Below are 26,067 nucleotides of genomic sequence, written 5' to 3' on the forward strand. Positions count from 1 at the left end.
AGAGGAGAACCAGCCCGTTCCTCGCCCGCCGACCCCGTCACGATCGGGCGCCTTCGCTAGAGTGACGGTTGTCCCAGTCACGACCAAGGAGCTTCTCCATGCCCGTCGCCACACCTGAGCAGTACGCCGAGATGCTGGACCGCGCCAAGGCCGGCAGCTTCGCGTACCCCGCGATCAACGTCTCGAGCTCGCAGACCATCAACTCCGTGCTCCAGGGCCTGACCGAGGCCGGCTCGGACGGCATCCTGCAGGTCACCACCGGCGGCGCCGACTACTTCGCCGGCCACACCGTCAAGGCCCGCGCGACCGGCGCGCTCGCGTTCGCCAAGTACGTCACCGAGGTCGCCAAGAACTACCCAATCACGGTCGCTCTGCACACCGACCACTGCCCGAAGGATGCGCTGCCCGGCTTCGTGATCCCGCTCCTCGAGGCATCCGAGGAAGAGGTCAAGGCCGGCCGCAACCCGATCTTCCAGTCGCACATGTGGGACGGCTCCGCCGTTCCGCTCGACGAGAACATCGACATCGCGGCCGAGCTCCTCCCCCGCCTCAAGAACATCAACGCGATCCTCGAGATCGAGGTCGGTGTCGTCGGCGGCGAAGAGGACGGCGTCGCGCACGAGGGCTCCAACGACGCCCTGTACACGACGGTCGCCGACGTCACCAAGGCCGTCGAGCGTCTCGGCCTCGGCGAGAACGGCCGCTACATCTCCGCGCTGACGTTCGGCAACGTGCACGGCGTGTACAAGCCGGGCGGCGTGAAGCTCCGCCCCGAGCTGCTGGGCGAGATCCAGGAGGGCATCGCCGCGAAGTTCGGTACCGGCCCCAAGCCGCTCGACCTCGTCTTCCACGGCGGCAGCGGATCCACCGACGAGGAGATCGCGCTGGCCGTCTCGAACGGCGTCGTGAAGATGAACATCGACACGGACACGCAGTACGCCTTCACGCGTTCCATCGCGGGCTACATGTTCTCCAACTACGACGGCGTCCTGAAGGTCGACGGCGAGGTCGGCAACAAGAAGCAGTACGACCCCCGCGCGTGGGGCAAGGTCGCCGAGTCGGCGATGGCTGTGCGCGTCGTCGAGGCGACGAAGCAGCTCGGCTCCTTCGGCAAGTCGCAGGGCTGACCCGCATCCCGCGCACGAACGCCCCGGCTCCGGCCGGGGCGTTCGTGCGTTCCCACCCCTCGCTGACTTCGGGGAAATGTCCGGCGAGCGAGGCGCGGGGCGAACGTTCGCCCGAAGTCAGCGATGACGACGCAGCCGCGAGAACGGCTGACCTACGACCGGTACAGCTCCAGCACCGTGGGCGCGTCCGAGGGCGACGACAGGATCTCGACCGGGTCGCCGGCGCGCACGTCCCCGGCCCGGCGGACGCGCAGGTAGGCGCCGAGGCGCCCCTCATCCGAGAACCGCTTCACCCAACCGCGTGAGGCCGCGCCGCCGACCCAGCGGGCGAAGGTCGCGCAGGGCGTCCGGGGCATCGTGACCTCCAGCTGCACGGTCTCGCCGATGCGCCAGACTTCACCGATCCGCGCGCCGTTGACGTCGACACCGTCGAGCCGCAGGTTCTCGCCGAACCAGCCGGGAGCGAGCTCGCGTCCGAGTTCGCCCTCCCAGAACTCGGCGTCGTCCTGCGCATACGCGTAGACCGCCTTGTCGGGGCCGCCGTGGTGCTTGCGGCTCGCCTGCACATCGGCACGCACGCCCAACCGGCCGATCCGGACCGCCCCGTCGAGCGCGCGCTTGTCGATCGCGGTGACGCCCACCGACCCGGAGTCGGGACGCAGGGCATGGACGGCGCAGACGGCGACGAGGCTCGGCATCCCTCGATGCTACGGGCTGGAGAAGTCCCGCCGCATGACCACGCGATCGCCGTCGACGGTCCGGATCTCGATGGAGTCGATCCGGGATGCCGACACGTCGGTGCCCGCGCTCAGCTCGGTGGTCGAGCCGGGGCCCGCACGCCAGGTGGAGAGCATCGTCGTCGCCCCCGAGTCGTCCGTGACGGCGAGAGCGTACGGCCAACCGCCGGGCGGCGCGTCGAGGACTTCACCGGTGTACTGGCAGACGAGGTCGATCCGGGTGCCCCACTCGACCGGCGTCAGCTTCACCGACGCCTCCAACGGCGCACCGGCGACGTCGTTCAGCGCGTAGACCGTGCCGCCCGCGTCGGTCGGGGCGCTGGTGAGGGCCAGCACGCTCGGCACCGCGATGATCAGCAGTGCCGCCGCTGCGGCACCGGCCCACACGGCGACGACGCGCCGTCGGCGACGCCGCGCGGTGCGGACGATCCGCCCCCGGAGCGCCGGATCGGGAGACGTCGGCGCGGCGCGGAGCTGTGCGTCGGCGCCGTCGATCGCTCGGGCGCGCTCGGGCGACAGGCGCGACAGGAGCCCGGCCGTGGGGGCGAGCTCGGCCACGGCGGCCCGACAGAGCGGGCACTCGTCGAGGTGACGTTCGTACTCGCCGCGGTCCGCGGCCGGTAGCGCACCCAACACGTACGCACCGTCCCAGGTGGCGAACCTCTCGTGCTCGGAGGTCATCGCGTCACCCCTCTCTCCTGCAGGGCGAGCCGGAGCGCGCGCACGGCGTAGTGCAGACGCGACTTGACCGTCCCGACCGGGATTCCCAGTTCTTCCGCCGCCTGTGCGACGCTCCGACCGCCGTAGTACGCCGAGACGATGACCGCGCGGTGATCGGGAGTCAGGGTGGCCAGCGCCTCCTCCACGAGCAGGGCGTCGAACATCGCATCCGTGTCGTCCCCGCCCGCGGTCTCGGGAAGCTCGTCGACGGGCTGTTCATGGCGCCGTCGGGCGCTGCGCGCGTCGTCGATGACGATGTTGCGGGCGACGGTGAACATCCACGACCGCAGCCGCGAGGGGTCGTCCGCCATGACGCGCGGCGTCCGCCAGGCGCGCAGCAGGGTCTCCTGCACGACGTCGTCCGCGCCCGCATGGTCGCCCGTGAGGCTCACGACGTACCGCCAGACGGGCGCGGCGTGCGCGTCGTACAGCGCGGTCAGTTGCGCGTGGTCGTCTCGCATCGCGGCATCCCTCCTGTTCTCCTCACGGTGAACACGGGATGCCGGGCCGCGCGGTTCAGTTCGCGAACGCGCCCGTGAGAGCCGAGAGGAACGCGGGGTCGGCCGTCAGGGCGATGGTGATGCAGACGCCCGTGACGAGCGTGGTCGCCACGAAGCCGACGAGCGGCACCCAGAACGCGATCCGACCCCGGCGCAGTCGCCGCCAGGTGAGCGCGGCCGTGAGCAGGTAGCCGATCGCATACACGACGGATGCCACCGCACCCCAGACGTAGCCGGTGGACAGGGCCGTGTAGGTGGCGTCCACGCCGAGGATCTGGGCGGCGCGCTCGGCGTAGCCGGGGAAGTCCAGGAGCTGGGTGATGGTGGAGATCACCGAGATCAGGCCGTACACGAGCAGGACGAACGTGGCGACGCGGTCGGCGAGCGGGCCGCGCGCGCGGTTCGCGGCCGGTGCCGCTTCGGCGGCCGGCTCGGGCGCCGGTGCCACGCCCGCTTCGAGCGCCTCGGTCACCTCCGGACGCTGGATGCGCGCACGCTGCTCCTCGGGTGAGGCGTACTCGCCGTATTGCGGACGCGGGCGGGCGTCGTCGTCGCTCACGCGCGGCCTCGGCCGCCGAGCGCCCGCTGGTCGCGCTTGCCCGACGAGTCCTGACGCAGCTCCTTGGGCAGGGAGAACATGAGGTCCTCCTCGGCGGTGCGCACCTCTTCGACGTTGCGGTAGCCGGCGCCGGCGAGCTCCTGGAGCACCTCGGTGACGAGGACCTCGGGCACCGAGGCACCGCTGGTGACACCCACGGTCTCGACGCCGTCGAGCCATTCCTGACGCACTTCGTCGACGTAGTCGACGCGGTAGGCGGCCTTGGCGCCGTGCTCGAGCGCGACCTCCACGAGGCGCACGCTGTTCGACGAGTTGGCCGAGCCCACGACGATCACCAGGTCCGCGTCGCGCGCGACCTTCTTGATCGCGACCTGGCGGTTCTGGGTCGCGTAGCAGATGTCGTCGGACGGCGGATCCTGCAGCTCGGGGAACCGCAGACGCAGACGGCGCACGGTCTCCATCGTCTCGTCGACCGAGAGCGTGGTCTGCGACAGCCACACGACCTTCGACGGGTCGCGCACCTCGACGGTGTCGGCGTGCTCGGGCGAGTTCACGACGGTGACGTGCTCGGGGGCCTCGCCCGCCGTGCCCTCGACCTCTTCGTGGCCCTCGTGGCCGATCAGCAGGATCTCGAAGTCGTCACGCGCGAAGCGCACCGCCTCGCGGTGCACCTTGGTGACCAGGGGGCAGGTGGCGTCGATCGCCTGGAGATGCCGATCGGACGCCGCCGACACGACCGCCGGCGAGACGCCGTGGGCGCTGAAGACGACGTGCGAACCATCGGGGACCTCGTCGACCTCTTCGACGAAGATCGCGCCCTGCTTCTCGAGCTCGGTCACGACATGGATGTTGTGCACGATCTGCTTGCGCACGTACACCGGCGCGCCATAGCGTTCGAGCGCCTTCTCGACGGCGATGACGGCACGGTCGACGCCGGCGCAGTAACCGCGCGGGGCTGCCAACAGCACCTTCTTCTGTCCGTGGACGGGGATATCCTGGAGCCGCCCGCGTCGACCCGGTATCCGGGGAACGGGCAGGTGGACGGCAGGTGTGCTCACCCCTCGATTCTACGGGGGCGCCCCTGGGCGACGGCCGAACCGCCCACCACCGACCCCCTGAGAGAGCATGACCTCCTTCCGACCCGATGCCGTCGAGGGCCAGGCGCCCCCGGCCGACTCCGTGCACCCGCGCGATTCGAAGAACGAGGCGCCCACGTCGGTGTCGCGACTGAACGACACGATCCGCGGGTTCATCGAGCGCTGGGGATCCGTGTGGGTCGAAGGCGAGATCACCTCCTTCAACCGCCGTGGCGGCAACGTCTTCGGGCGTCTGAAAGACCTCGGGACCGACTCCACCGTCGCCTTCCGCATCTGGTCGAGCACGCTGGCACGATTGCCCAAAGACCTGCAGGTCGGCGATCACGTCGTGGCGTGCGTCAAGGCGGACTACTTCCCCCGCACGGGCGATTTCTCGTTCGCGGTGTCGGCGATGCGGCACGTGGGGCTGGGCGAACAGCTCGAACGTCTGGAGCGGCTGCGCACGCAGTTGCGGTCCGAGGGGCTGTTCGACCCCGCGCGGAAGAAGACGCTGCCGTTCCTCCCCCACTGCATCGGTCTGATCACGGGCGAGAACTCGGATGCCGAGAAGGACGTGCACCGCAACGCCGAGTTGCGCTGGCCGCAGGTGCGGTTCCGCACGCGGTACGCCGCCGTGCAGGGCGATCGCTGCGTCCCCGAGACCCTCGCGGCGTTGGCGGCACTGGACGCCGACCCCGAGGTGGACGTCATCGTCATCGCGCGGGGCGGCGGGGATCCGCAGACGCTCCTCGGTTTCAGCGACGAGCGACTGGTGCGCGCGGTGGCGGCGGCATCCACCCCGATCGTCAGCGCCATCGGCCACGAGAACGACCGCCCGCTGCTGGACGACGTCGCCGACGTGCGGGCCTCCACTCCGACCGACGCCGCCAAGCGCGTGGTGCCCGACGTGAGCGAGCAGCGCGCGCTCGTCGCGCAGCTGCGTGCGCGGCTGACGGGTCGCCTCACGCAACGCGTCCTGCACGACATCGCGCAGCTCGAACAGCTGCGGTCGCGTCCGGTGCTGCGGACACCGCACTCGATGCTCACCTCCCGCGCTCAGGACGTCTGGATGCTGGCCACGCGCGGTCGCGACATCGTCGACCGACGCCTGCAGGGCGAGGAACGGCGCACGCGCGAACTCCGCGCGGCGCTCCGGGCTCTCTCACCGGAGGCGACCCTGGCGCGCGGATACGCGATCGCGCAGATCGAGGGCGGCGGCATCGTGCGCGACGCGACCCAGGCGCCCGCGGGCTCGCGCGTCGTGGTCACCGTCGCCGACGGCGCCTTCGGCGCCTCCTCCACAGGCCCGGTCGCCGGCTCCGAGTCCCCCGCGGGCGGCGGTGCCTCCGCCGGTCGCGCCTAAGATGGATGCCATGACCGCGACGCCTTCCGGCCCCTCCGCCGACGTGGCGTCCCTGTCTTTCGAGCAAGCCCGAGACGAACTCGTCCGCGTGGTCGCCGAGCTCGAGCAGGGCGCTCCGACCCTGGAGGAGTCCCTCGCCCTCTGGGAGCGCGGCGAACAGCTCTCCGCCCGGTGCGAGGAATGGCTGCTGGGCGCCAAGCGGCGACTGGACGCTGCCCGCGGCGAAGGTGAGGAGTCCTGATGGCCCGCATCGTCGCCGAGCTCGGGCGCCCCGAGACACCGGAGGAGACCGCGGCCCGCAAGGCCGAGTCCTCTCGCCGTTATCGCTCCAGCAAGACGTTCCGCAATCTCGTCGCGGCCCTCCTCGTCACGGTCGCGGTCGTCCTCGTCGTGGTCGCCGCGGTTCCGCGCGGCGAGCTCGCCCCGCGCCCGCAGCCCGACGTCGCAGCGCTCGCCGCCGACCTCTCCGACGAGATCGGTCGCCCCGCACTGTCGCCGTCGCTCCCCGACGGATGGCGTGTCAACCAGGCGACGACCGAGGGCCAGGGCGGCACCGAGGCATGGACCATGGTGTACGTCCGGTCGGGCGAGTCGGGGTTCGTGCGCGTCGCGCAGGGGCTCGACACCGGCGAGGAATGGGTCGCTCAGGTCCTCGGCGGAGCGCGCAGCACCGAGACCGTCGCGATCGACGGCGTCGACTGGAACGTGTACCGCCCCAGCGACCCCGAGCGCGCCGGCAACATCACCTACGCCCTGTCGACCCCCGCCGGTCCCGATCAGGTGCTGATCTACGGCGACGCCAGCCCCGAGACGACCGCGATCGCCGCGGCATCCGTCACCGCCCAGATTCGAGAACTGAGAGAGGCCCCGTGAGCGAGCGCATGACCCCCCGTGCCGTGTGGAATCAGATGCTCGAGGGCAACCGTCGCTTCGTCTCGGGCGCCCCCGCCCACCCGCGCCAGGACGTCGAGCGCCGCACGGAGCTCGCGAGCTCGCAGCACCCCACCGCCGCGCTCTTCGGCTGCTCCGACTCGCGCCTCGCGGCCGAGATCATCTTCGACCAGGGCCTGGGCGATCTGTTCGTCGTCCGCAACGCCGGCCAGGTCATCTCCGACTCCGTGATCGGCAGCCTCGAGTACGCCGTCGGGGTCCTGGAGGTCCCCCTCATCGTGGTGCTCGCGCACGACGCGTGCGGCGCCGTCGGTGCCGCCATCGACAGCACCGGCATCGACGCCCCGACCCTTCCGCCCTACATCTGGCGGCAGATCGCCCCCATCGTGCCGGCCGTGCGCCGGGTGCAGCGCGAAGAGGCCGCCGAAGGACGCGCGGCCGAGCGGGTCGACGCCGAGCTGGTGGGTCGCGAGCACCTCCGCCACACCGTCGCCGACCTGCTGCGCGCCTCCGAGCTCATCGCCGAAGCCGTCGCCGAGGGCCGGGTCGCGGTGGTGGGCGCCAATTACCGCCTCGACGACGGGGAAGCCGTCTCCGTCGTGAGCGTGGGCGACGTGGACGACTCCCGCGCCGCCTGACACCGCACGAAACGATCTGGAGGAACGACGACGTGACCGACATCGAGTACCGCATCGAACACGACACCATGGGTGAGGTGCGGGTGCCCAAGGACGCCCTCTACGCCGCGCAGACGCAGCGCGCGGTGGAGAACTTCCCCATCTCGGGTTCGGGGCTGGAGTCGACGCAGATCGCCGCACTCGCCCGCATCAAGAAGGCGGCCGCGCTGGCGAACAAAGAGCTCGGCACGCTCGACCCTCGCGTCGCCGACGCGATCGCCCGGGCGGCGGACGAGGTCATCACCGGTACGTACGACGCGCACTTCCCCGTCGACACCTACCAGACCGGTAGCGGCACGTCGTCGAACATGAACATGAACGAGGTCCTGGCGACCCTCGCCACCGGGATCCTCGGCGAGACCGTCCACCCCAACGACCACGTCAACGCGTCGCAGTCCTCCAACGACGTCTTCCCCACCTCGGTCCACATCGCGGTCACGCAGGCCCTCATCGACGACCTCATCCCGGCGCTCGACCACCTCTCGGTCGCGCTGGAGTCCAAGGCCGAGGAATGGAAGGGCATCGTCAAGTCCGGCCGCACCCACCTCATGGATGCCACTCCGGTCACGCTCGGCCAGGAGTTCGGCGGCTACGCCCGTCAGATGCGCCTCGGTATCGAGCGCGTGCAGGCCGTCCTCCCCCGCGTCGGCGAGGTCCCCCTCGGCGGGACGGCCGTCGGCACCGGCATCAACACGCCGCTGGGCTTCCCCCAGAAGGTCATCGAGCTGCTCGCCGCCGAGACCGAGCTGCCCATCACCGAAGCCAAGGACCACTTCGAGGCGCAGGCGAACCGCGACGGCCTCGTCGAGGCGTCCGGGGCGCTGCGCACGATCGCGGTCTCGCTCACCAAGATCAACAACGACATCCGTTGGATGGGTTCGGGTCCGAACACGGGCCTCGGCGAGCTGCACATCCCCGACCTCCAGCCGGGTTCCTCGATCATGCCCGGCAAGGTGAACCCGGTCGTCCCCGAGGCCACCCTGATGGTCTGCGCGCGCGTCATCGGGAACGACGCCACCGTCGCCTGGGCGGGCGCCTCGGGTTCGTTCGAGCTCAACGTCGCGATCCCCGTCATGGGCACGGCTCTGCTGGAATCGATCCGTCTGCTGTCCAACGCCATGCGCGTGCTCGCCGACAAGACGATCGACGGCCTCGAGGCCAACGTCGCCCGGGCCGAAGCGTTCGCCGGGATGTCCCCGTCCATCGTCACGCCCCTCAACAAGGTCATCGGCTACGAGGCCGCCGCGAAGATCGCCAAGCACTCGGTGGCCAAGGGCATCACGGTCCGCGAGGCCGTCATCGACCTCGGCTACGTCGAGCGCGGCGAGATCACCGAAGAGGTGCTCGACGCCAAGCTCGACCTGCTCTCGATGACGCACCCGGGCTGAGCCGCAACGCAACGACGCCGAGGAACGCCATAATCAGAGGATGATCCGCCGCACGAGACCCGTCTCGGCACGCGTGCGGCTCCTCACGGCGATCCTCGGCGTCGTGCTGCTCGGGCTCATCATCGCCGGTGGCGTCACGTTCTTCGTGCAGAGCGAGCGCGTGCTCGCCAACGCGCAGCGGCAGCTCGACGGCTTCGTCTCTACCGTTTCGGCCAGTGGACAGGACGCGGCCGATCTGGTCGCCGCGGCCGTGCCCGGACGGACGGACGGCACCCTGGCGATCAGCGGGGTCGCGGTGCTGGCCACGACACCGGCCCCGCCGGGCCTGCCGCTGGCCGGCGACGCCGCCTTCCTCGACGGGTTGCGCGCCGCACTCGACCGCGGCGAGCTGCGCGGCCGCCTCGACACGGCCGCGGGTCCCGTGCTCTACGCCGCCGTCGTCGACGGCGACGCAGCGGTCGTCCAGGCGATCTCGATCGACCAGCGCATGGAGCTGGTGACCCTGTCGACCATGACCTACGCGATCACGGGCGCGGGCGTGCTGCTCGCCGTCGGCGTGGCCGGATGGTTCGTCACGGGGCGCCTCTTCTCGCCGCTGCGGAAGCTCCGCGACACGACCGACGCGATCACCATCGCCGATCTCGGGGTGCGCGTGTCCGCGGACGGCAATGACGAGATCGCCGATCTGACGGCATCCGTGAACTCGATGCTCGATCGCCTGTCCATGTCGGTCGCCGCCCAGCGGCAGCTCCTCGACGACGTGCGGCACGAATTGAAGACCCCCATCACGATCGTCCGCGGCCACCTCGAGACCATGAACCCCGCCGACCCCGATGACGTCGTGGAGACGCGCGATCTCGGCATCTCCGAGCTCGACCGGCTGTCGCGCCTGGTCGACGACATCGATGCCCTCGCCGATGTCGAGGCCGGTTCCCTGTCCGCGGGGGTCGTCGACGTCAGCGCGCTCACCGACCGGGTCGGCGAGCTCGTGGCGGCCATCCCCGAGCACACGTGGACCATCGAAGCGCGCGGCCGCGGCCGCATCGTCGGAGACCACGACCGGCTGGTGCAGGCGTGGCTGCAGCTCGCCGACAACGCCGCGAAGTACACCCCGGCCGGGAGCCCGATCGAGATCGGCAGCTCCGACGACGGCGCGGTGGCGAATCTGTGGGTCCGCGACCACGGCCCCGGCATCCCTCCCGCAGCCCGTCACCGGGTGTTCCGCCGATTCGACCGCGTGTCGACGCGGCGTGGCGTCGACGGATCCGGTCTGGGCCTGTCGATCGTGGATGCCATCGTGAGAGCGCACGACGGCCGCTGCACCATCGCCGACACTCCCGGCGGGGGCGCGACGCTGACCCTTCACGTGCCGCTCGGCGGTTCCCACGCACCCACCGACCTTCCGACACCGGTCCGCGCCGGCGACGTCGTTCTGCAGAGAGAGGCCACCGGATGACCCGCATCCTCATCGCCGAAGACGAGGAGCGCATCTCTGCGTTCGTGGCGAAGGGACTGGAGTCGGCCGGCTACCAGACCGTCATCGTGGACGACGGAGCCGAGGCTCTCGACACCGCGCTCGGGGGCGACATCGACCTCGTGCTGCTGGACGTGGGGCTTCCGACCATCGACGGCTTCGAAGTGCTACGGAGCCTCCGCGGGCAGGGATCGCCGATCCCGGTCATCATGCTCACGGCCCGCACCAGCACCCGGGACACCGTCGACGGACTCGACGCGGGCGCCAACGACTACGTCGCGAAGCCGTTCAAGTTCGACGAGCTGCTCGCCCGCGTGCGGTCGCGTCTGCGCGAGCCGGTGTCGGTCGGGTCGATCACGATCGCGCACGGCGACGTGTCGCTCGACGTCCTCACCCGCCGGGCCTCCATCGGTGCGCGGGAGATCGATCTGAGCGCGCGGGAGTTCGCCCTGACGGAGGAGTTCCTCCGCCACGCCGGGCAGGTGCTGAGTCGCGAACAGCTGCTCAGCCGCGTCTGGGGACTCGACTTCGACCCCGGGTCCAACGTGGTCGACGTGTACGTCCGCTACCTCCGCGCCAAGTTCGGCGCGGGCCGCATCGTCACCGTGCGCGGTGCCGGCTATCGCTGGCAATAGCCGCCGAAAACCCAAAAACCCCCGATTGGGGGGAAACCGGGGGGATGGGGAGGCGATCCGCGGTGGTCTGCCGACGTACCCGAAACGTCGGTGACCTGCACGGCGAACCGTTCTCTTTTCATTTATTGGGGGGAACCGCCGAGGCGGTGACGAGGTCTCCCTCGCCGTTGAGACAACTCTGACGGTCCCCCGTGAGAATGCGAGGAGGTGCAGATGAGAAACCTCTCATGTCGCGCCCGCCGCCCGCGAGAAGGGGCGGGGATGCCTGGCATCCCCGCCCCTTCTTCTCACCGGGTCACGACAGTTCGCCGGCCTCCAGCAACTCCGTCACGAGCGCGGCGATCGCCGACCTCTCCGAACGGGTCAGGGTGACGTGGCCGAAGAGCGCGTGGCCCTTCAGCGTTTCGATGACCGAGGCCACGCCGTCATGACGACCGACCCGCAGGTTGTCGCGCTGGCCGACGTCGTGCGTCAGCACGACACGCGAATTCTGGCCGATACGGCTCAGGACCGTCAGCAGCACGTTGCGTTCGAGCGACTGGGCCTCGTCGACGATCACGAACGCGTCGTGCAGCGAACGACCACGGATGTGGGTGAGCGGCAGAACCTCGAGCATGCCGCGGGCCAGCACCTCTTCGAGCACGTTGCCCGACACCACCGAGCCGAGCGTGTCGAACACCGCCTGTCCCCACGGGCCCATCTTCTCGGCCTGATCGCCGGGAAGATAACCGAGCTCCTGCCCGCCGACGGCGAACAGCGGGCGGAAGACGATGATCTTCTTCTGCTGCTGGCGCTCCAGGACGGCTTCGAGCGCGGCGCACAGCGCGAGCGCCGACTTGCCGGTGCCGGCACGTCCGCCGAGCGAGACGATCCCCACCTCGGGATCGAGCAGCAGATCCAGGGCGATGCGCTGCTCGGCCGAACGCCCGTGAAGACCGAACGCGTCGCGGTCGCCCCGGACGAGCTGGAACTCTCCGTCTCCGGTGACCCGACCCAGAGCCGAGCCCCGCTCGGAATGGATGATGAGGCCCGTGTTGACGGGGAGCCCGCGGACGTCGTCGCTGGCGGCGACCTCGGACTCGTACAGGTCGCTGAGGTCGTCGCCGGAGACGTCGATCGAGGCGATCCCGGTCCAGCCCGAGTCCATCGCCTGCTCCGCGAGGTACTCCTCCGCCGAGAGGCCCAGCGACGACGCCTTGACGCGCATCGGCAGATCCTTCGACACCACCGTGACCTCGGCGCCGTCGCGCGCGATGTTCATCGCGACGGCGAGGATGCGGCTGTCGTTGTCGCCTAGGCGCATACCGGACGGCAGCACGGAGGGATCGGTGTTGTTCAGCTCGACGCGGAGCGTGCCGTCCGTGCCGACCGGGACCGGGAAGTCGAGCCGACCGTGCTCGATGCGCAGCTCGTCGAGGTGGCGCAGCGCTTGCCGCGCGAAGTAGCCGATCTCGGGATCGTGGCGCTTGCCCTCCAGCTCGGTGATCACCACGACGGGGATCACGACCGAGTGCTCGGCGAAGCGGAAGAACGCCCGCGGGTCGCTCAACAAGACGGAGGTGTCCAGAACGTACGTGCGCAGAGCCTGATCGGCCGAGGCATCCGATTCCGAAACACTGCTGTCGACGACGTTCCGCTGGTCGTACGGTGCTCGTGCAGTCACAACCCACTCCCGACCCGGGTGTCTCACCCGGCTGTCACGAGTCGACCTGTGGGTCACGAGTCGCGATCCGAAGGCCGACTCGACCGGGCTCCGTGCCCGATGACCTCACCGTAAAGCCTTCCGCGGGGCCGTGGGGTCGCGAACACGCCCGGAAAAATGACGAGTGCGTTAACGCTGACGCGCGACTACTGCCCGAACCGACGGTCGCGGGCGGAGAAGTCGCGGATGGCACGGAGGAAGTCCACCTCGCGGAGGTCGGGGCCGAGCGCCTCGACGAAGTAGAACTCCGAGTGCGCCGACTGCCACAGGAGGAAGTCGCTCAAGCGCTGCTCCCCCGAGGTGCGGATGACGAGGTCGGGGTCGGCCTGACCGCCGGTGTACAGGTGCTCACCGATCTGCTCGGGCGTGAGGCTCGCCGCCAGTTCCTCGAGCGACCCCCCTTGGCGATCGTGCTGCGCGATGATGCTGCGCACCGCGTCGACGATCTCGCTGCGCCCGCCGTAGCCGACGGCGAGGTTGACGTGGAGACCGGTGTGCGAGCGCGTCCGCTCGGTGACCTCGTGCAGCACGTCCGCGAGCGCCGGGGGCAGGCCGTCGGCGCGCCCCACGTGCTGCACCCGCCAGTCGGGTTCGTGCGACAGCTCGCGAGCGAGTTCGGCGATGATCTCGATGAGGTCGTCGAGCTCGCGGGAGTCGCGCTTGCGCAGGTTGTCGTTGGACAGCAGGTAGAGCGAGACGACCCGGATGCCGAGGTCATCGCACCAGCGGAGGAACTCGTGCATCTTGGCGGCCCCGGCCCGATGCCCGTGCGCGGCGCTGTCGAACCCGAGCTGCCGGGCCCAGCGACGATTGCCGTCGATCATCATCGCCACGTGATGCGGGACGGTGGCGGGCATCTGCCGGCGCAGGCGCTGGATGTACAGCCGGTAGAGGGGACCCCGCCCCTCGTTCCTCCACACGCGCGCCACCCGCCTACGCTATCGCGTCACGACCACTCGGGCGGGATGAGTGACGGGCTCTCCACGGGCTCTCCACAGACCCCGCCATGTGCCCGGTCGGGTATGCGGTGCGACGTAGGCTCGGAGGGTGACATCTTCTGCGGCAGGCGACGGACCCGACATGCCCCAGCTCCCCCTTCTGGAGGCGAACGCCGTCGGCGCGCAAGCGGACATCAAGCCGACATGGCGCGGTTGGATTCACGCGGGAACCTTCCCCGTGGCGATCGCCGCGGGCATCGTGCTCATCGTGCTCGCCCACGGCGCCCCGGCGAAGTGGGCGTCCGCGGTCTTCATGGCGACGTCCATGCTGCTGTTCGGCAACTCGGCGCTGTATCACCGGTTCAACTGGAAGCCGAAGACCAAGGCGGTGCTCAAGCGCATCGACCACGCGAACATCCTGCTCCTGATCGCGGGCACGTACACGCCGCTCGCCGTGCTCGCCCTCCCGACTCCGCAGACGGTGCTTCTGCTGTCCATCGTCTGGGGCGGCGCGATCCTGGGCATCCTCTTCCGCGTCTTCTGGATCAACGCCCCGCGCTGGCTCTACGTGGCGCTCTACCTCGCCCTCGGCTGGGCCGCGGTGATGTACATCGTCGACCTGCTGAACGCGAACGTCGCGATGATGGTGCTCGTCGTCATCGGCGGGTTGCTCTACACCGCGGGCGCGGTCGTCTACGCGCTCAAGCGCCCGAACCCGTGGCCCGGCCACTTCGGCTTCCACGAGATCTTCCACGTGTGCACGGTCCTGGCGTTCCTGTGCCACTGGACCGCGTGCCTGCTGATCGCGCTGCGTCCCGCCTTCCACGGCGGCTGATCGGGGGATGCCGCTCCCCCGGGTCGCGGCTCAGCTGCGGGGCGCGTCGCGGTCGATGTCTTCGTCGTCGGTCTCGCTGGCGGCCTCGGCCGCGCGCGCCTGCTCTTCCGCGTCCAGTTCCGCGTTGACCTCCTCGCGGTAGCGTCCGCGACGGATACGGCGCAGCATGTCCCAGACGAGCAGGAACACCGCGACGGCGATGAAGGCGACCGCGGCGAAGCCGAACGGCCCCGGAGTGACGATCGACTCGTCGGGCGTCGAGGGAGTGGGCGTGGCCGCGAGGGCCGCAAGCGCGGTGAGCATGAAGTCCTTCGGTCCGGGCGGGAGCGCGTAGCCTGGAAGTCCAGCCTAAAGCCCGGGGAGACCATGACGACGCAAGCCCAGCTCGACGACCGCTACGGCCGCACCCGGTCTCCGCGTCGGCGGATCGTGCTGTGGAGCATCGTGGGAGTGATCGCCGCGAGCCTCACGGTCGCACTGGGGTGGACGACCGTGTCGAACAGCCTCGCGTCCGTGACTTCCACCGACACCGGGTTCACGGTGGCGGATGCCGAGCGCGTGACGGTCTCCTTCCAGATCTCCGCCCCCATCGGTCAGCCGGTGGCGTGCGCGATCGAGGCACAGGACGAGGAGCACGGAACCGTCGGTTGGCGCGTCGTGGAGTACCCGGCATCCGAGGACCACACCCGCGCGTTCTCGGAGGAGATCCCGACGCTGGCGCTGGCCACGACGGGTTTTGTCAACTCCTGCTGGGTACCGTAGGCTCGATTTCCTAGACGCGCCCCGGCCCGAAGCCGGGGCGTTCGACATATCCCCGGCGGGCGCCTCCTCGTGCCCCACGCCGGCCCGATCGACGAAGGAGACCACCGTGTCCGATGACGCTCAGGTGACGTTCCTCACCCAGGATGCCTACGACCGTCTCGCCAACGAGCTCGAGCACCTCTCGACCACGGGCCGTGAAGAGATCGCCAAGCGCATCGAGATCGCTCGCGAAGAGGGCGATCTGAAGGAGAACGGCGGCTACCACGCCGCGAAGGACGAGCAGGGCAAGCAGGAGGCCCGCATCCGCACCCTCCAGGCGCTGCTGAAGAACGCCAAGGTCGGCGAGGCCCCCGAGAGCACGGGTGTCGTGGAGTCCGGCACCGTCGTGACCGCGATCATCGCGGGCGGCGAAGAGAAGTTCCTCCTGGGCAACCGCGAGATCGCCGCCGACTCCGAACTCGACGTCTACAGCGAGGCGTCGCCGCTCGGCGCAGCGATCCTCGGCCTCAAAGAGGGCGACAGCGGCTCGTACACGACGCCCAACGGCAAGCAGATCGCGGTCGAGATCGTGAAGGTCGAGACCTACTCGGGTCAGTGATCCGTGAAGACGAAGAGCCGCTCCCCCGTTCGGGGTGAGCGGCTCTTCGCGTTCACGGGGATCTCTGTCAGTCGGGCACGACTGAAGCGAAGAAGCCCGCCTCTTCGAGCGTGCGGATCACGAGGGCCCGGTGCTCGGCACCGCGGGTCTCGACGCTCAGCTGGAGGATGACCTCGCTGATCTGCAGACCCTGCCCGTGGCGCGTGTGCAGCACCTCGATCACGTTGGCACCGACCTGGGCGAGCAGCTCCGACACACGGGCGAGCTGACCGGGGCGGTCCGGAAGCGGGATGCGCAGCGACATGTAGCGACCGGATGCCGACAGGCCGTGGGCCACGACCCGCTGAAGCAGCAGCGGATCGATGTTCCCCCCGGAGAGGATCGTCACGGTCGTCCCGGTGGCGCGGACCTTCCCGGCGAGGATGGCGGCGACCCCGACCGCGCCGGCGGGCTCGACGACCTGTTTGGCTCGTTCGAGCAGGACGAGCAGCGCGCGCGCGATGTCGTCCTCGGTGACGGTGACGACCTCGTCCACGAACTGCCGGATGAGTTCGAACGGCAGATCACCGGGACGCGCGACGGCGATGCCGTCGGCGATCGTCGGGGTCGTCGGCACCTGGATCGGGTAGCCCGCCGCGAGCGAGCTGGGGTAGGCGGCCGAGTTCTCCGCCTGGACGCCGATGATGCGCACGTCGCGGCCCTCGGCGGCTGCGCGCGCCTTGACCGCGGCGGCGACGCCGGCGGCCAGACCTCCGCCGCCGATCCCGACGATGACCGTCTCGAGGTCGGGCAGATCTTCGACGAGCTCGAGGCCCAGCGTGCCCTGGCCCACGACGATGTCCCGGTGATCGAACGGGTGGATCAGCACGGCCCCGGTGCGGTCGGCGAACTCGGCGGCGAGCCGGAGCGGTGTCTCGACGGTCGCGCCCTCCAGGATCACCTCGGCGCCGTAGCCGCGCGTGGCGAGGAGCTTGGGCACCGGGACGCCGAGCGGCATGAAGATCGTGGCGGAGATGCCCAGTTGCTGCGCCGCGAGGGCGACCCCCTGAGCGTGGTTGCCGGCCGACGCCGCGACGACGCCGCGCGCCCGCTCCTCGGCGGTCAGTCGCGACAAGCGGTACGTCGCCCCGCGGATCTTGAACGATCCGGTGCGCTGCAGGTTCTCGAGCTTGAGGTGCACGGGGACACCGAGCAGCTCGGTCAGGTGCAGCGACTCGTCGAGAGGGGTCCGCGTGATGATGCCGCGCAGGGTCTGCGCGGCATCCTCGAACTCGGCCAGGGTGGGCGTGTCGTTCATGATCTCCTTCCGCGATCGCGGGGAACGGTCTGCCAGATCAGGTCGGCGGAGTCGACCGAGACGCCGCCGTCACGCCACGCGTGACTGCTGAGGTACACCGAGACGACGTTGACGAACGCGGCGAGCGGCACCGCGAACAGCGCGCCGGGGATTCCGCCGATCATCGCCCCTCCGGCGACGACGAGGACCACCGCGAGCGGGTGCACCTTCACGGCGGAGCCCATCAGGATCGGCTGCAGCACGTGGCTCTCGATCTGCTGGACCCCGAGGACGACGATGAGCATGAACAGCGCGATCAGGGGCCCGTTGTACACGAGCGCGATGAAGACCGCGAGGGCACCGGTGACCACCGCTCCCACGAACGGGATGAACGCGCCGAGGAACACCAGGACGCCGATCGGGATCGCCAACGGCACCCCGAGCAGGAACGCGCCCACGCCGATGCCGATCGCGTCGATCGTGGCCACGAGCAGCTGCGTGCGGGCGTAGGTGATGACGGTTCGCCATCCGGCGCGCCCGGCGCCGTCGACCGCGGGCCGCGCGACGCGGGGGAACAGTCGGGTCGTCCAGCGCCAGATGCCGCCGCCGTCGGCGAGCAGGCACAACAGGATGAACAGGGTCAGCAGCAGCCCGGTACCGACGTGCCCGATCGTCGTACCGATCGCCAGGGCGCCGGTCCACAGCACCTCGGCCTGCTGCTGCAGGAACGTGCCCGCCTGGCGGAGTCCGTCGTCGATCTGCTGTGCGGACAGGTGGAGGGGGCCGTCGATGAGGTACTGGCGGAACTGGCCGATCGCGTCGACCGTGCGGTCGCGCACCGACGCGAACTCCCGCGTGATCTGCCACACCGCGAGCCACAGCAGGCCCGAGATCACGGCGATCGTGCCGAGCACGGTGACGACGATGGCGAGCCAGCGCGGCCACCGGTGCCGGAGGAGGAACGAGAAGGCGGGCCACACGAGCGCCGTGATGAGGATCGCGACCAGCAGCGGGATCACCAGGAGCTTGAGCTGGATGACCAACCACACGACGACGCCGATGGCGGCGGCGATCACCAGCAGTCGCCAGGAGTACGCGGTGGCCTGGCGCAGTGCCGGCGGGACGGCCGGTGAGAGATCGCTCGAAACGGTGCGCCGACGCAGGGCGTCGAAGAACGATCCGCGGTCCTCGGGATCGGTTCCGGTCATCCCGTCAGCCTACCTCCGCGCCACCCGCGCGAACGCCGGGAATGTCGGGGGCCATGCCTACGCTGGCATACATGACGACGACGCTCTCCCGTGCCGGTGCCCGCCGGATCGCCCTGGCCGCGCAGGGCCTCGGTCGGCCGCGTCCCGAGACCGTCGGCACGCGGCACATCACCTCGACCCTGCGTCGGATGCGGATCCTGCAGATCGACTCCGTCAACGTCTTCTCGCGCTCGCACTACATGCCGTTGTTCGCGCGCCTGGGCTCCTACGACACGAGCATCCTCGATCGCCTGGCCTTCTCGCGCCGCCCGCGGTGGGTCGAGTCCTGGGCGCATGTGGCATCCCTCGTCGAGGTCGCCGACTGGCCGCTGCTGCAGTTCCGCCGCGACGCCCTCCGCGAAAGGTACGGCGTCGACGACTGGGCGCTGGCCAACGCAGGGCTGCTGAGGTGGCTGCGCGACGAGCTCGCCGCGCGGGGTCCCCTGCGTCCCGCCGACATCGAGCACGACGCCCGCGCGGGGTCGCGCGGATCGTGGTGGGGCTGGGACGACGTGAAGAACGGCCTCGAGCGACTGTGGCTCATGGGCGACGTCGCGATCGCCGGCCGTCGCGGATTCGAGCGACGGTACGCACTGGCCTCCGACGTGCTGCCCCGCGAGGCTCTCGAGTCCCCCGTTCCGCGGGCCGAGGCCATCCGCGAGCTCGTGCGGCGCGCGGCCCTCGCGTACGGTGTCGCGACCGCCGCCGACCTCGCCGACTACTGGCGCATCCGCGACCGCCCCGCCGTTCTCGGCGCGGTGCGCGACCTCGTCGACGCCGGCGAACTCGAGCCCGTCGCCGTCGAGGGCTGGCAGATCGCGGGCCGGCCCGCGAGAGCCTGGCTGCATCGGGATGCCGCCCGCCCCCGCCGCGTGGATGCGACGGCCCTTCTGACCCCGTTCGACCCGGTCGTGTGGTTCCGTGATCGAGCCGAGCGGCTGTTCGACTTCGACTACCGCATCGAGATCTACACCCCCGCCGAGAAGCGGCGCTTCGGCTACTACTCGTTGCCCGTGGTCGTCGGCGACGACGTCGTCGGTCGCGTCGATCTGAAGGCCGACCGGCCCGCATCGGCACTGCGCGTGCAATCGGCATGGTGGGAGCACGGCGCCCCGCCCGAGGCGGCGGAGCGGCTCGCGGTCGAGTTGCGCACCGCGGCGTCCTGGCAGGGTCTCGAGCGCGTCACCGTCTCGCGCTGGGGCGATGCGGCCGACGCCGTCGCGGGGGCACTGCGCGCCGAACGCCACGAGCATCCGCAGGCGGGCGTCGACGACGACGCCCCCTCGACCCTGGTGGGTTGAGGGGGCGCGATGTCACGGCGTCAGAACTGGACGCGGGGCGGCTCGGAGATCGCCGCACCGTCGACGACCTCGAAGAACTCGCGTGCCTGGAAACCCAGCTGACGGGCGAACAGGTTGTTGGGGAAGACCTTGATCTTGGTGTTGAGCTCGCGCACGCCGCCGTTGTAAAACCGGCGCGACGCCTGGATCTTGTCTTCGGTGTCGACGATGGACTGCTGCAGCTGCAGGAAGTTCTGGCTCGCCTGAAGCTGGGGATATGCCTCGGCGACCGCGAACAGCGACTTCAGCGCCTGCTGCATGTGCCCCTCGGCGACACCCGCTTCGGCGGGGCTCTGGGCCGAGATCGTCTCGGCGCGCGCCCGCGTCACATTCTCGAAGACGGCCTTCTCATGCGCCGCGTATCCCTTGACCGTCTCGATGAGGTTGGGAAGCAGATCGGCGCGACGCTTGAGCTGGACGGTGATGTCGCTCCACGCCTCATCGACCCGGACATTGAGAGAGACGAGGGCGTTGTACGTCGCCCACAGATAGATCCCCGCGATCGCCAGGATTGCGACGATCACGATGACGGGGACGAGCCACTCCCACATGTTCCGGTTCTCCGTTCGACGACTGCCGCACAATCCTAACGGCGACGACGCCGCCCGCCAGGGGCCTGCGGGCGACTCCCAGTCGATACGCATGGAAAGCGACCGGCCGTGCGCTCGCGGCACACCGCACGCGTACCCCCGGTGGGATTCGAACCCACACCTGGAGCGATTTTAAGTCGCCTGCCTCTGCCATTGGGCTACGGGGGCGGATGCCACGCTCCACCGTAGCGCGACGGATGACGGCATCCGGAAACGACGAAGCCCCCGCACACACGGTGCGGGGGCTTCGACCGAGATCACTTGGCCGCGACGGCCTCGGGCTTCTTGTCGGCGGGAGCCGGCTCGGCCGCGGGCTGCGCCGGGCGCGGCCGGGCCGCGAACTCCTCGAACGTGGCACGCGGCGTCTGCACGGCCTCGAGCGAGACGACCTCGCGGCCGTGGAAGAAGTTCTGCACCCAGTCGCCGACGACACGGAACTTGCGCTCCCACGTCGGCATGGCGAGGCCGTGGTAGCCGCGGTGGGCGAACCACGCGAGCAGACCCGTGAGGGCGATCTTGCCGGACTGGAACGCGCCGTTGTACAGACCGAGTCCGGCGACGGCACCGAGGTTCTTGTGGAAGTACTGCTTGGGCTCCTCGCCACGGAGGACCGCGACGATGTTCTTGGCCATGAGCTTGCCCTGGCGCACCGCGTGCTGCGCGTTCGGGACGCAGAAGCCGCCCACGCCGCCGCCCGACAGGTCGGGCACCGCCGAGACGTCGCCGGCGGCCCAGGCACCCTCGACGAACTCCTCGTCGGTGCCGACGCGCAGGTCGGGGCGGGTGCGGATGCGGCCGCGCTCCTCGACCGGCAGGTCGCTGCCGCGGACGACGGTGGGGTTCGCCATGACACCGGCGGTCCAGATGATGAGGTCGGTGGGCAGCTGCTCACCGGTGGAGAGCTCGACGACCCCGTCGACGGCGCCCTTGACCTGCGTGTCGAGGTGCACGAACGCACCCTTCTTGGCGAGGTCGGCGAGCACCCACTCGCTCGTCTTCTGCGACACCTCGGGCATGATGCGCCCCATCGCCTCGATGAGGTGGAAGTGCGTGTCGTCGAAGGTGAGCGTCGGGTACTGCTTCAGCAGCGAGGACGCGTACGCGCGGAGCTCGGCGAAGACCTCGATGCCGGCGAAGCCACCACCGACGACCACGACGGTCAGCAGGCGGTCGCGCTCGGGGCCGGCCGGGAGGACGGACGCCTTGTCGAAGTTCGACGTCAGACGGTCGCGGATCGCGACGGCCTCCTCGATCGTCTTCAGACCGATGGCGTTCTCGGCGATGCCGGGGATCGGGAACGTGCGCGAGACGGCACCGGCGGTCACGACGATCTGGTCGTACTCCTGCGTCCACGTCTCATCGCCGGCGATCGGCGTGATCGTCGCGGTCTTGGTCGCGTGCTCGATGCCCGTGACCTTTCCGGCGATGACCGTGGTGCGCTTGAGGTGACGACGCAGACCCACCACGACGTGGCGGGGCTCGATCTCACCGGCCGCGACCTCGGGGAGGAACGGCTGGTACGTCATGTACGGCAGCGGGTCGACGAGAGTGACCTCGGCCTCGTTGCGGCCGAGGAGCTTCTCGAGCTTCCACGCAGTGTAGAAACCCGCGTAGCCTCCGCCGACGATGAGGATCTTGGGCACGGTGCTGGTCACGATGGAAGAGACTCCTGGTTTGTGGTGCGGCTCGGCTCGCGAGAAATGCGCGCCTTACGGATACGCCGGGCAGCAGCACTGACGCCGAGCGTGATCATTATAGCGGCGAGGGTCGCGCCCGCGAGCGGCAGCGTGCCGTACAGCAGGCTGTCCCGCGTCGGCAGGAGCGGGGACGACGCCCGCGGCGCGGATTCCACCGGCGGGAGAGCCGGGATCTCGACCGGTGCCGTGGTCGGCGCCCCGGTGGGCGCGGGGGCGTTCGCGCGCCGGTACAACCGCACCCACTCGGCCAGATCACCGAGCGGATTGGACGACACCGACGGCACCGAGGCCGTGGACACCGCCGCGGCGGCGTCGACGAGTCCGTACCCGTAGAGCTTGTCCTGACCGGATCCCGCACCCGGACCGGACTTGGCCGTACGGATCAGCCGGTTGAGGACGTTGTCGGCATCCAGACCCGGATGCGCGGCGCGGACCAGCGCCGCGATGCCCGAGACGATCGGCGCAGCGCCGCTCGTGCCGTTCCACTGCACCAGCGAGCCGTCGGCCGACACACCGAGCAGGCGCTCGCTCGGGGCGGACAGACCGATCGTGATGCCCTGGGTGGAGGCGTCGTTGCTCGCGATCCCCGACGGGTCGACGCCGCCGACGGCGAGGACGCCCGGGATGGTCGCCGGGGCTCCGACCCTCGAGGTGCCGCTCCCCCGGTTGCCCGCGGCCACGACGACGACCACGTCGTGATCGAACGCGTACTGGAACGCCTCGTCCCAGCTCTGATCCCAGTCCAGGGTGTTCGTGGTCAACGACATGTTGATGACCGTGGCGCCCTGGTCGACGGCCCAGTGCAGGGCATCCACGATCTGCTCGGTGAAGGGCTTCGACGTCACGGAGCCGAAGCCCACCGAGATCGAGAGCAGCTCGGCCTCCGGAGCGACTCCGATCATGCCCTTGCCGTCGCCCGTGCCCCGTGCCGCGGCGAGGGAACCGACCCAGCTGCCGTGGTTGGAATCGACCGCGCCCACCGGAGTGCGCCCGTCGGGCGCGCCCACGCCGGAGACGTCGGTCCCGCCGACGACGGCTCCGGAGAACTCGACCGGGCCGCGCGCGATGCCGGTGTCGATGATCGCGATCTTCTGGCCGGCGCCGCGCGTGGTCTTCCACGCCTCGGTGATGCCGTACTGATCGAGCCAGTACTCCGCCGCGCGGACGGGATCGGCGGAGTCCTGCGGGGTCGGGGTCGTCGCCGCCCCCGTCAGCATCACGACGCCCAAGGCGACGGATGCCACGGCTGCGACGACGCGTCTCATCCGCCCGCCCCGGGGGTCTCGCACTCGCAACGCTCGGGCGACCAGGTGCCCCGCGACAGCGCCAGGTCGCCGATGGGGTTCACGCCCGGACCGGCGGCGAGCGCGTGGCCCGCGAGGGCGTGCAGGCACTTCACCCGCGTCGGCATTCCCCCGGCCGAGATCCCGGCGATCTCGTCGGGCTCGCCGTACACCGCGCGGTCGCGCAGGTACGCCTCGTGCGCCGCGGCGTACGCGGCGCGCAGGTCATCGTCGGCGGCGAGCTCGTCGGAGAACTCCTTCATGACGTGTCCGGCCTCGAGGACCGACATCGCCGCCGTGGCCGCGGGGTGCGTGAGGTAGTAGAACGTCGGGAACGGGCTGCCGTCGTCGAGCCGCGGAGACGTGGCGACGACGGTCGGATTGCCGCACACGCACCGCGCCGCGATGCCGACGACTCCGCGCGGGACCCGTCCGAGCTGCGACTGCAGCACGTCGAGGTCGGCGTCGGATGCGGGGGGCAGGGGCGGGGTGCTCATCGCCTCCAGGGTACCCGGCGGGCCGGACACGCTCGGTCGGCGCGGCGATCAGGGAGTGGGCGACGGGTCGGGCACCCCGACGCTCGGCACCGCGACCGGCACGGCACCCGCCGAGGTCACGGAACGCACCAGCTGCGACATCCAGTCGGTCCGGGTCTGGCCGACGTCCTGCGAGACGTCCTGCTGCTCCTGCGGGGCCTCCGAGGCCGGCAGGTCGTCGTCGATCAGATACACGACCTCGCCCGGCATCGTGTAGTACAGCCTCTCCCGCGCCTGGGTCGTGATGTACGCGGGGTCCGACCAGCGCTCGCGCTGCGACTGCAGATCGGCCACTTCACTCTCGCTGAGCGAGACGGCACCGCGGAGGGCCTGGATCTGCTGACGCTGGTCCATGTACGTCCCCACCGTCGGGACGAGCACGAAGGTGCCGAGCACCACCAGACCCAGCATGATGACGACGAACCCCGAGACGCGCAGCCCGCCGAGCCACTCGCGGACGTCGACACGCCGCGGCGTCGGACGGCTCCGGGGCGCGACCTGCGGACGGGCAGCGGAGTCGCCCGTCGGCCGGGAACGCGGACGCCGGGGCTTCCCCGCGGCGGGAGCGGGCGTCTCGTTCCGTCCGCGGGGGGACGGGAGCGTCGGTCGGTCCACGACGTCTCCTTCCTCACACCCGCGCCACTGCCCGGGACGGCCGGTATCCGACTCTACGTCGACCCGTCCCCTCGCCCGGGTGACGCGCCGCGCTCAGGGCATCCCCTCGGCCGCGCCCGCCGACGACGAAGGGGGGAGCCGACCGGCTCCCCCCTTCTGGCGCGCGTGCGTTCAGCCCTTGAAACGCGGGAACGCCGAGCGGCCGGCGAAGACCGCGGCGGTGCCCAGGTCCTCCTCGATGCGGAGGAGCTGGTTGTACTTCGCGACGCGCTCGCTGCGGGCGGGCGCACCGGTCTTGATCTGGCCGGCGTTCACCGCGACGGCGAGGTCGGCGATCGTGGTGTCCTCGGTCTCGCCGGAGCGGTGCGAGAGCATCGAGGTGTAGCCCGAACGGGTCGCGAGGGCGATGGCATCCAGGGTCTCGGACAGCGTGCCGATCTGGTTGACCTTCACCAGCAGCGAGTTGGCGACACCGAGGTCGATGCCCTGCTGCAGGCGCTTCGGGTTGGTGACGAACAGGTCGTCGCCCACGAGCTGCACCTTCGAGCCGATGGCATCCGTGAGCTTCTTCCAGCCGTCCCAGTCGTCCTCGGCGAGGGCGTCCTCGATCGTGACGATGGGGAAGTTCGCGACGAGGTCGGCGAAGTAGTCGACGAGCGTGTCGACGCTCCACTCCTTGCCCTCGACGGTGTAGACACCGTCCTTGTAGAACTCGGTGGCGGCGACGTCGAGGCCGACGGCGATGTCCTTGCCGGGGGTGAAGCCGGCCTTCTCGATCGCGCGGATGAGGAAGTCGAGGCCCTCGCGGTTGCTCGGCAGGTCGGGGGCGAAGCCGCCCTCGTCGCCGAGACCCGTGTTGTATCCCGCGGACTTCAGCTCGCCCTTGAGGACGTGGTAGACCTCGGTGCCCCACCGGAGGGACTCGCCGTAGGTCTCGGCGCCGATGGGCGCGAGGAAGAACTCCTGGAAGTCGATGCCGTTGTCGGCGTGCTCGCCGCCGTTGATGACATTGAACAGCGGAACGGGCAGCAGGTGCGCGTTCGGTCCGCCCAGGTAGCGGAACAGGGGCAGGTCGGCGCTGTCGGCTGCGGCCTTGGCGACGGCGAGCGAGACGCCGAGGATGGCGTTCGCGCCCGTGCGCGACTTGTTCTCGGTGCCGTCGGTCTCGATGAGGATCTCGTCGATGATGCGCTGCTCGCTGGCCTCGACGCCCTCGATGGCGGGGCCGAGCTCGTCGACGACCGCGGCGACGGCCTTCAGCACGCCCTTGCCGCTGTAGCGGCTCTTGTCGCCGTCGCGCAGTTCGTAGGCCTCGAACGCGCCGGTGGACGCGCCGGAGGGGACGGCCGCCCGCTGGACGATTCCGTCGTCGAGGAGCACCTCCACCTCGACGGTCGGGTTACCGCGCGAATCCAGGATCTCGCGCGCGTTGACAGCCTCGATAAGTGCCACGAAGGACTCCTCGTTGGTTCTTGGGTGGAAGAGGGCGGAGCGTCGTCGG

At 70.3% G+C, this 26,067-nt stretch carries 28 protein-coding genes and 1 tRNA gene; 12 read left to right on the forward strand and 17 right to left on the reverse strand.

Annotated elements, in window-relative coordinates; translation table 11 throughout:
- Window positions 1-98 precede the first annotated feature (98 nt).
- On the forward strand, window positions 99-1,127 hold the full coding sequence (gene fbaA, locus BGO45_RS03550) for a class II fructose-bisphosphate aldolase (RefSeq protein ID WP_076493792.1): 1,029 nt from the start codon (window positions 99-101) through the stop codon (window positions 1,125-1,127).
- Between the two features lie 152 nt (window positions 1,128-1,279).
- On the opposite strand, the gene BGO45_RS03555 is transcribed toward fbaA, so the two are convergent.
- From BGO45_RS03555 to BGO45_RS03575, 5 genes are read right to left on the reverse strand one after another with little or no spacing between them, the layout of a single operon-like run.
- Window positions 1,280-1,825, reverse strand: a complete 546-nt coding sequence (locus tag BGO45_RS03555) for an MOSC domain-containing protein (protein ID WP_292690981.1) — start codon at window positions 1,823-1,825, stop codon at window positions 1,280-1,282.
- 9 nt (window positions 1,826-1,834) lie between these two features.
- On the reverse strand, window positions 1,835-2,545 hold the full coding sequence (locus BGO45_RS03560) for an anti-sigma factor (RefSeq protein WP_292690983.1): 711 nt from the start codon (window positions 2,543-2,545) through the stop codon (window positions 1,835-1,837).
- Window positions 2,542-3,045, reverse strand: coding sequence for a sigma-70 family RNA polymerase sigma factor (locus tag BGO45_RS03565; protein WP_076493796.1), 504 nt, complete (start codon window positions 3,043-3,045; stop codon window positions 2,542-2,544). Before BGO45_RS03565 ends, BGO45_RS03560 begins: the two co-directional genes overlap by 4 nt.
- A 55-nt stretch (window positions 3,046-3,100) precedes the next feature.
- Window positions 3,101-3,643: a DUF6264 family protein gene (locus BGO45_RS03570; protein WP_292690985.1), complete on the reverse strand. Its 543-nt coding sequence runs from the start codon at window positions 3,641-3,643 to the stop codon at window positions 3,101-3,103.
- A complete protein-coding gene (locus BGO45_RS03575; protein ID WP_292690987.1) occupies window positions 3,640-4,701 on the reverse strand; it encodes a 4-hydroxy-3-methylbut-2-enyl diphosphate reductase in 1,062 nt (353 codons plus the stop codon). The genes BGO45_RS03570 and BGO45_RS03575 overlap by 4 nt, the downstream gene beginning before the upstream one ends.
- Window positions 4,702-4,768: 67 nt before the next feature.
- Here BGO45_RS03575 and xseA point away from each other — a divergent pair, with 67 nt between their 5' ends.
- From xseA to BGO45_RS03610, 7 genes are read left to right on the forward strand one after another with little or no spacing between them, the layout of a single operon-like run.
- Window positions 4,769-6,082: an exodeoxyribonuclease VII large subunit gene (gene xseA / locus BGO45_RS03580; RefSeq protein ID WP_292690989.1), complete on the forward strand. Its 1,314-nt coding sequence runs from the start codon at window positions 4,769-4,771 to the stop codon at window positions 6,080-6,082.
- A gap of 1 nt (window position 6,083) precedes the next feature.
- Window positions 6,084-6,323, forward strand: coding sequence for an exodeoxyribonuclease VII small subunit (locus BGO45_RS03585; RefSeq protein ID WP_036328293.1), 240 nt, complete (start codon window positions 6,084-6,086; stop codon window positions 6,321-6,323).
- Window positions 6,323-6,955, forward strand: a complete 633-nt coding sequence (locus BGO45_RS03590) for a DUF4245 family protein (protein WP_292690992.1) — start codon at window positions 6,323-6,325, stop codon at window positions 6,953-6,955. Before BGO45_RS03585 ends, BGO45_RS03590 begins: the two co-directional genes overlap by 1 nt.
- Before the next feature lie 8 nt (window positions 6,956-6,963).
- Entirely contained in the window at window positions 6,964-7,611 is a 648-nt protein-coding gene (locus BGO45_RS03595) for a carbonic anhydrase (RefSeq protein ID WP_292692842.1), read from the forward strand.
- A gap of 32 nt (window positions 7,612-7,643) precedes the next feature.
- Complete coding sequence (locus BGO45_RS03600) at window positions 7,644-9,038, forward strand: aspartate ammonia-lyase (protein ID WP_292690993.1); 1,395 nt, start codon at window positions 7,644-7,646, stop codon at window positions 9,036-9,038.
- Window positions 9,039-9,078: 40 nt separating this feature from the next.
- Complete coding sequence (locus BGO45_RS03605; RefSeq protein ID WP_292690994.1) at window positions 9,079-10,494, forward strand: cell wall metabolism sensor histidine kinase WalK; 1,416 nt, start codon at window positions 9,079-9,081, stop codon at window positions 10,492-10,494.
- Window positions 10,491-11,147 (forward strand): response regulator transcription factor, encoded by a 657-nt coding sequence (locus tag BGO45_RS03610; protein ID WP_292690996.1) that lies wholly within the window; start codon window positions 10,491-10,493, stop codon window positions 11,145-11,147. The genes BGO45_RS03605 and BGO45_RS03610 overlap by 4 nt, the downstream gene beginning before the upstream one ends.
- Before the next feature lie 295 nt (window positions 11,148-11,442).
- Here the strand turns inward: BGO45_RS03610 and BGO45_RS03615 are convergent, their stop codons facing one another.
- Both BGO45_RS03615 and BGO45_RS03620 read right to left on the reverse strand, forming a co-directional pair.
- Window positions 11,443-12,729 (reverse strand): PhoH family protein, encoded by a 1,287-nt coding sequence (locus tag BGO45_RS03615; protein ID WP_292692845.1) that lies wholly within the window; start codon window positions 12,727-12,729, stop codon window positions 11,443-11,445.
- Window positions 12,730-12,995: 266 nt separating this feature from the next.
- On the reverse strand, window positions 12,996-13,778 hold the full coding sequence (locus BGO45_RS03620) for an isoprenyl transferase (protein ID WP_292690998.1): 783 nt from the start codon (window positions 13,776-13,778) through the stop codon (window positions 12,996-12,998).
- Window positions 13,779-13,929: 151 nt separating this feature from the next.
- Here BGO45_RS03620 and BGO45_RS03625 point away from each other — a divergent pair, with 151 nt between their 5' ends.
- Window positions 13,930-14,622: a hemolysin III family protein gene (locus BGO45_RS03625; RefSeq protein WP_292691000.1), complete on the forward strand. Its 693-nt coding sequence runs from the start codon at window positions 13,930-13,932 to the stop codon at window positions 14,620-14,622.
- 30 nt (window positions 14,623-14,652) lie between these two features.
- Here BGO45_RS03625 and BGO45_RS03630 read toward each other — a convergent pair whose 3' ends face one another.
- Entirely contained in the window at window positions 14,653-14,925 is a 273-nt protein-coding gene (locus BGO45_RS03630) for a hypothetical protein (protein WP_076493812.1), read from the reverse strand.
- A gap of 63 nt (window positions 14,926-14,988) precedes the next feature.
- Here BGO45_RS03630 and BGO45_RS03635 point away from each other — a divergent pair, with 63 nt between their 5' ends.
- The gene (locus tag BGO45_RS03635) at window positions 14,989-15,384 is read left to right on the forward strand and encodes a DUF4307 domain-containing protein (protein ID WP_292691003.1); all 396 of its coding nucleotides are present in this window, start codon (window positions 14,989-14,991) and stop codon (window positions 15,382-15,384) included.
- A gap of 106 nt (window positions 15,385-15,490) precedes the next feature.
- On the forward strand, window positions 15,491-15,982 hold the full coding sequence (gene greA, locus BGO45_RS03640; RefSeq protein WP_076493815.1) for a transcription elongation factor GreA: 492 nt from the start codon (window positions 15,491-15,493) through the stop codon (window positions 15,980-15,982).
- A gap of 67 nt (window positions 15,983-16,049) precedes the next feature.
- Here greA and ilvA read toward each other — a convergent pair whose 3' ends face one another.
- Both ilvA and BGO45_RS03650 read right to left on the reverse strand, forming a co-directional pair.
- Complete coding sequence (gene ilvA, locus BGO45_RS03645; RefSeq protein ID WP_292691006.1) at window positions 16,050-17,279, reverse strand: threonine ammonia-lyase; 1,230 nt, start codon at window positions 17,277-17,279, stop codon at window positions 16,050-16,052.
- A complete protein-coding gene (locus BGO45_RS03650) occupies window positions 17,276-18,466 on the reverse strand; it encodes an AI-2E family transporter (protein ID WP_292691008.1) in 1,191 nt (396 codons plus the stop codon). Before BGO45_RS03650 ends, ilvA begins: the two co-directional genes overlap by 4 nt.
- 71 nt (window positions 18,467-18,537) lie before the next feature.
- Between BGO45_RS03650 and BGO45_RS03655 the strand changes: the two genes are divergently transcribed.
- Window positions 18,538-19,806: a crosslink repair DNA glycosylase YcaQ family protein gene (locus BGO45_RS03655; RefSeq protein ID WP_292691010.1), complete on the forward strand. Its 1,269-nt coding sequence runs from the start codon at window positions 18,538-18,540 to the stop codon at window positions 19,804-19,806.
- 20 nt (window positions 19,807-19,826) lie between these two features.
- Here the strand turns inward: BGO45_RS03655 and BGO45_RS03660 are convergent, their stop codons facing one another.
- From BGO45_RS03660 to eno, 7 genes are all read right to left on the reverse strand, one after another.
- A complete protein-coding gene (locus BGO45_RS03660) occupies window positions 19,827-20,396 on the reverse strand; it encodes a LemA family protein (protein WP_076493821.1) in 570 nt (189 codons plus the stop codon).
- A gap of 133 nt (window positions 20,397-20,529) precedes the next feature.
- A tRNA-Leu gene (locus tag BGO45_RS03665) sits at window positions 20,530-20,603 on the reverse strand.
- A gap of 89 nt (window positions 20,604-20,692) precedes the next feature.
- Complete coding sequence (locus tag BGO45_RS03670) at window positions 20,693-22,090, reverse strand: FAD-dependent oxidoreductase (RefSeq protein WP_254845589.1); 1,398 nt, start codon at window positions 22,088-22,090, stop codon at window positions 20,693-20,695.
- Window positions 22,087-23,397 (reverse strand): S8 family serine peptidase, encoded by a 1,311-nt coding sequence (locus BGO45_RS03675; protein ID WP_292691014.1) that lies wholly within the window; start codon window positions 23,395-23,397, stop codon window positions 22,087-22,089. Before BGO45_RS03675 ends, BGO45_RS03670 begins: the two co-directional genes overlap by 4 nt.
- A complete protein-coding gene (locus BGO45_RS03680) occupies window positions 23,394-23,912 on the reverse strand; it encodes a DUF501 domain-containing protein (RefSeq protein WP_076493824.1) in 519 nt (172 codons plus the stop codon). The genes BGO45_RS03675 and BGO45_RS03680 overlap by 4 nt, the downstream gene beginning before the upstream one ends.
- Window positions 23,913-23,960: 48 nt before the next feature.
- Window positions 23,961-24,566 carry a septum formation initiator family protein gene (locus BGO45_RS03685; RefSeq protein ID WP_292691015.1) on the reverse strand — a complete coding sequence of 202 codons (606 nt, stop codon included), beginning with the start codon at window positions 24,564-24,566 and terminating at the stop codon, window positions 23,961-23,963.
- 171 nt (window positions 24,567-24,737) lie between these two features.
- Entirely contained in the window at window positions 24,738-26,018 is a 1,281-nt protein-coding gene (gene eno / locus BGO45_RS03690; protein WP_292691017.1) for a phosphopyruvate hydratase, read from the reverse strand.
- Window positions 26,019-26,067: the final 49 nt, after the last annotated feature.

This window comes from Microbacterium sp. 71-36 (assembly GCF_001898305.1).
Lineage (GTDB): Bacteria > Actinomycetota > Actinomycetes > Actinomycetales > Microbacteriaceae > Microbacterium.

Bases quoted from the DNA above. Each gene is read 5' to 3' on its own strand.
- fbaA (WP_076493792.1), top strand. From the start codon at position 99: ATGCCCGTCGCCACACCTGAGCAGTACGCCGAGATGCTGGACCGCGCC.
- BGO45_RS03555 (WP_292690981.1), bottom strand. From the start codon at position 1,825: ATGCCGAGCCTCGTCGCCGTCTGCGCCGTCCATGCCCTGCGTCCCGAC.
- BGO45_RS03560 (WP_292690983.1), bottom strand. From the start codon at position 2,545: ATGACCTCCGAGCACGAGAGGTTCGCCACCTGGGACGGTGCGTACGTG.
- BGO45_RS03565 (WP_076493796.1), bottom strand. From the start codon at position 3,045: ATGCGAGACGACCACGCGCAACTGACCGCGCTGTACGACGCGCACGCC.
- xseA (WP_292690989.1), top strand. From the start codon at position 4,769: ATGACCTCCTTCCGACCCGATGCCGTCGAGGGCCAGGCGCCCCCGGCC.
- BGO45_RS03585 (WP_036328293.1), top strand. From the start codon at position 6,084: ATGGATGCCATGACCGCGACGCCTTCCGGCCCCTCCGCCGACGTGGCG.
- BGO45_RS03590 (WP_292690992.1), top strand. From the start codon at position 6,323: ATGGCCCGCATCGTCGCCGAGCTCGGGCGCCCCGAGACACCGGAGGAG.
- BGO45_RS03595 (WP_292692842.1), top strand. From the start codon at position 6,964: ATGACCCCCCGTGCCGTGTGGAATCAGATGCTCGAGGGCAACCGTCGC.
- BGO45_RS03605 (WP_292690994.1), top strand. From the start codon at position 9,079: ATGATCCGCCGCACGAGACCCGTCTCGGCACGCGTGCGGCTCCTCACG.
- BGO45_RS03610 (WP_292690996.1), top strand. From the start codon at position 10,491: ATGACCCGCATCCTCATCGCCGAAGACGAGGAGCGCATCTCTGCGTTC.
- BGO45_RS03625 (WP_292691000.1), top strand. From the start codon at position 13,930: ATGCCCCAGCTCCCCCTTCTGGAGGCGAACGCCGTCGGCGCGCAAGCG.
- BGO45_RS03630 (WP_076493812.1), bottom strand. From the start codon at position 14,925: ATGCTCACCGCGCTTGCGGCCCTCGCGGCCACGCCCACTCCCTCGACG.
- BGO45_RS03635 (WP_292691003.1), top strand. From the start codon at position 14,989: ATGACGACGCAAGCCCAGCTCGACGACCGCTACGGCCGCACCCGGTCT.
- ilvA (WP_292691006.1), bottom strand. From the start codon at position 17,279: ATGAACGACACGCCCACCCTGGCCGAGTTCGAGGATGCCGCGCAGACC.
- BGO45_RS03650 (WP_292691008.1), bottom strand. From the start codon at position 18,466: ATGACCGGAACCGATCCCGAGGACCGCGGATCGTTCTTCGACGCCCTG.
- BGO45_RS03655 (WP_292691010.1), top strand. From the start codon at position 18,538: ATGACGACGACGCTCTCCCGTGCCGGTGCCCGCCGGATCGCCCTGGCC.
- BGO45_RS03660 (WP_076493821.1), bottom strand. From the start codon at position 20,396: ATGTGGGAGTGGCTCGTCCCCGTCATCGTGATCGTCGCAATCCTGGCG.
- BGO45_RS03675 (WP_292691014.1), bottom strand. From the start codon at position 23,397: ATGAGACGCGTCGTCGCAGCCGTGGCATCCGTCGCCTTGGGCGTCGTG.
- BGO45_RS03680 (WP_076493824.1), bottom strand. From the start codon at position 23,912: ATGAGCACCCCGCCCCTGCCCCCCGCATCCGACGCCGACCTCGACGTG.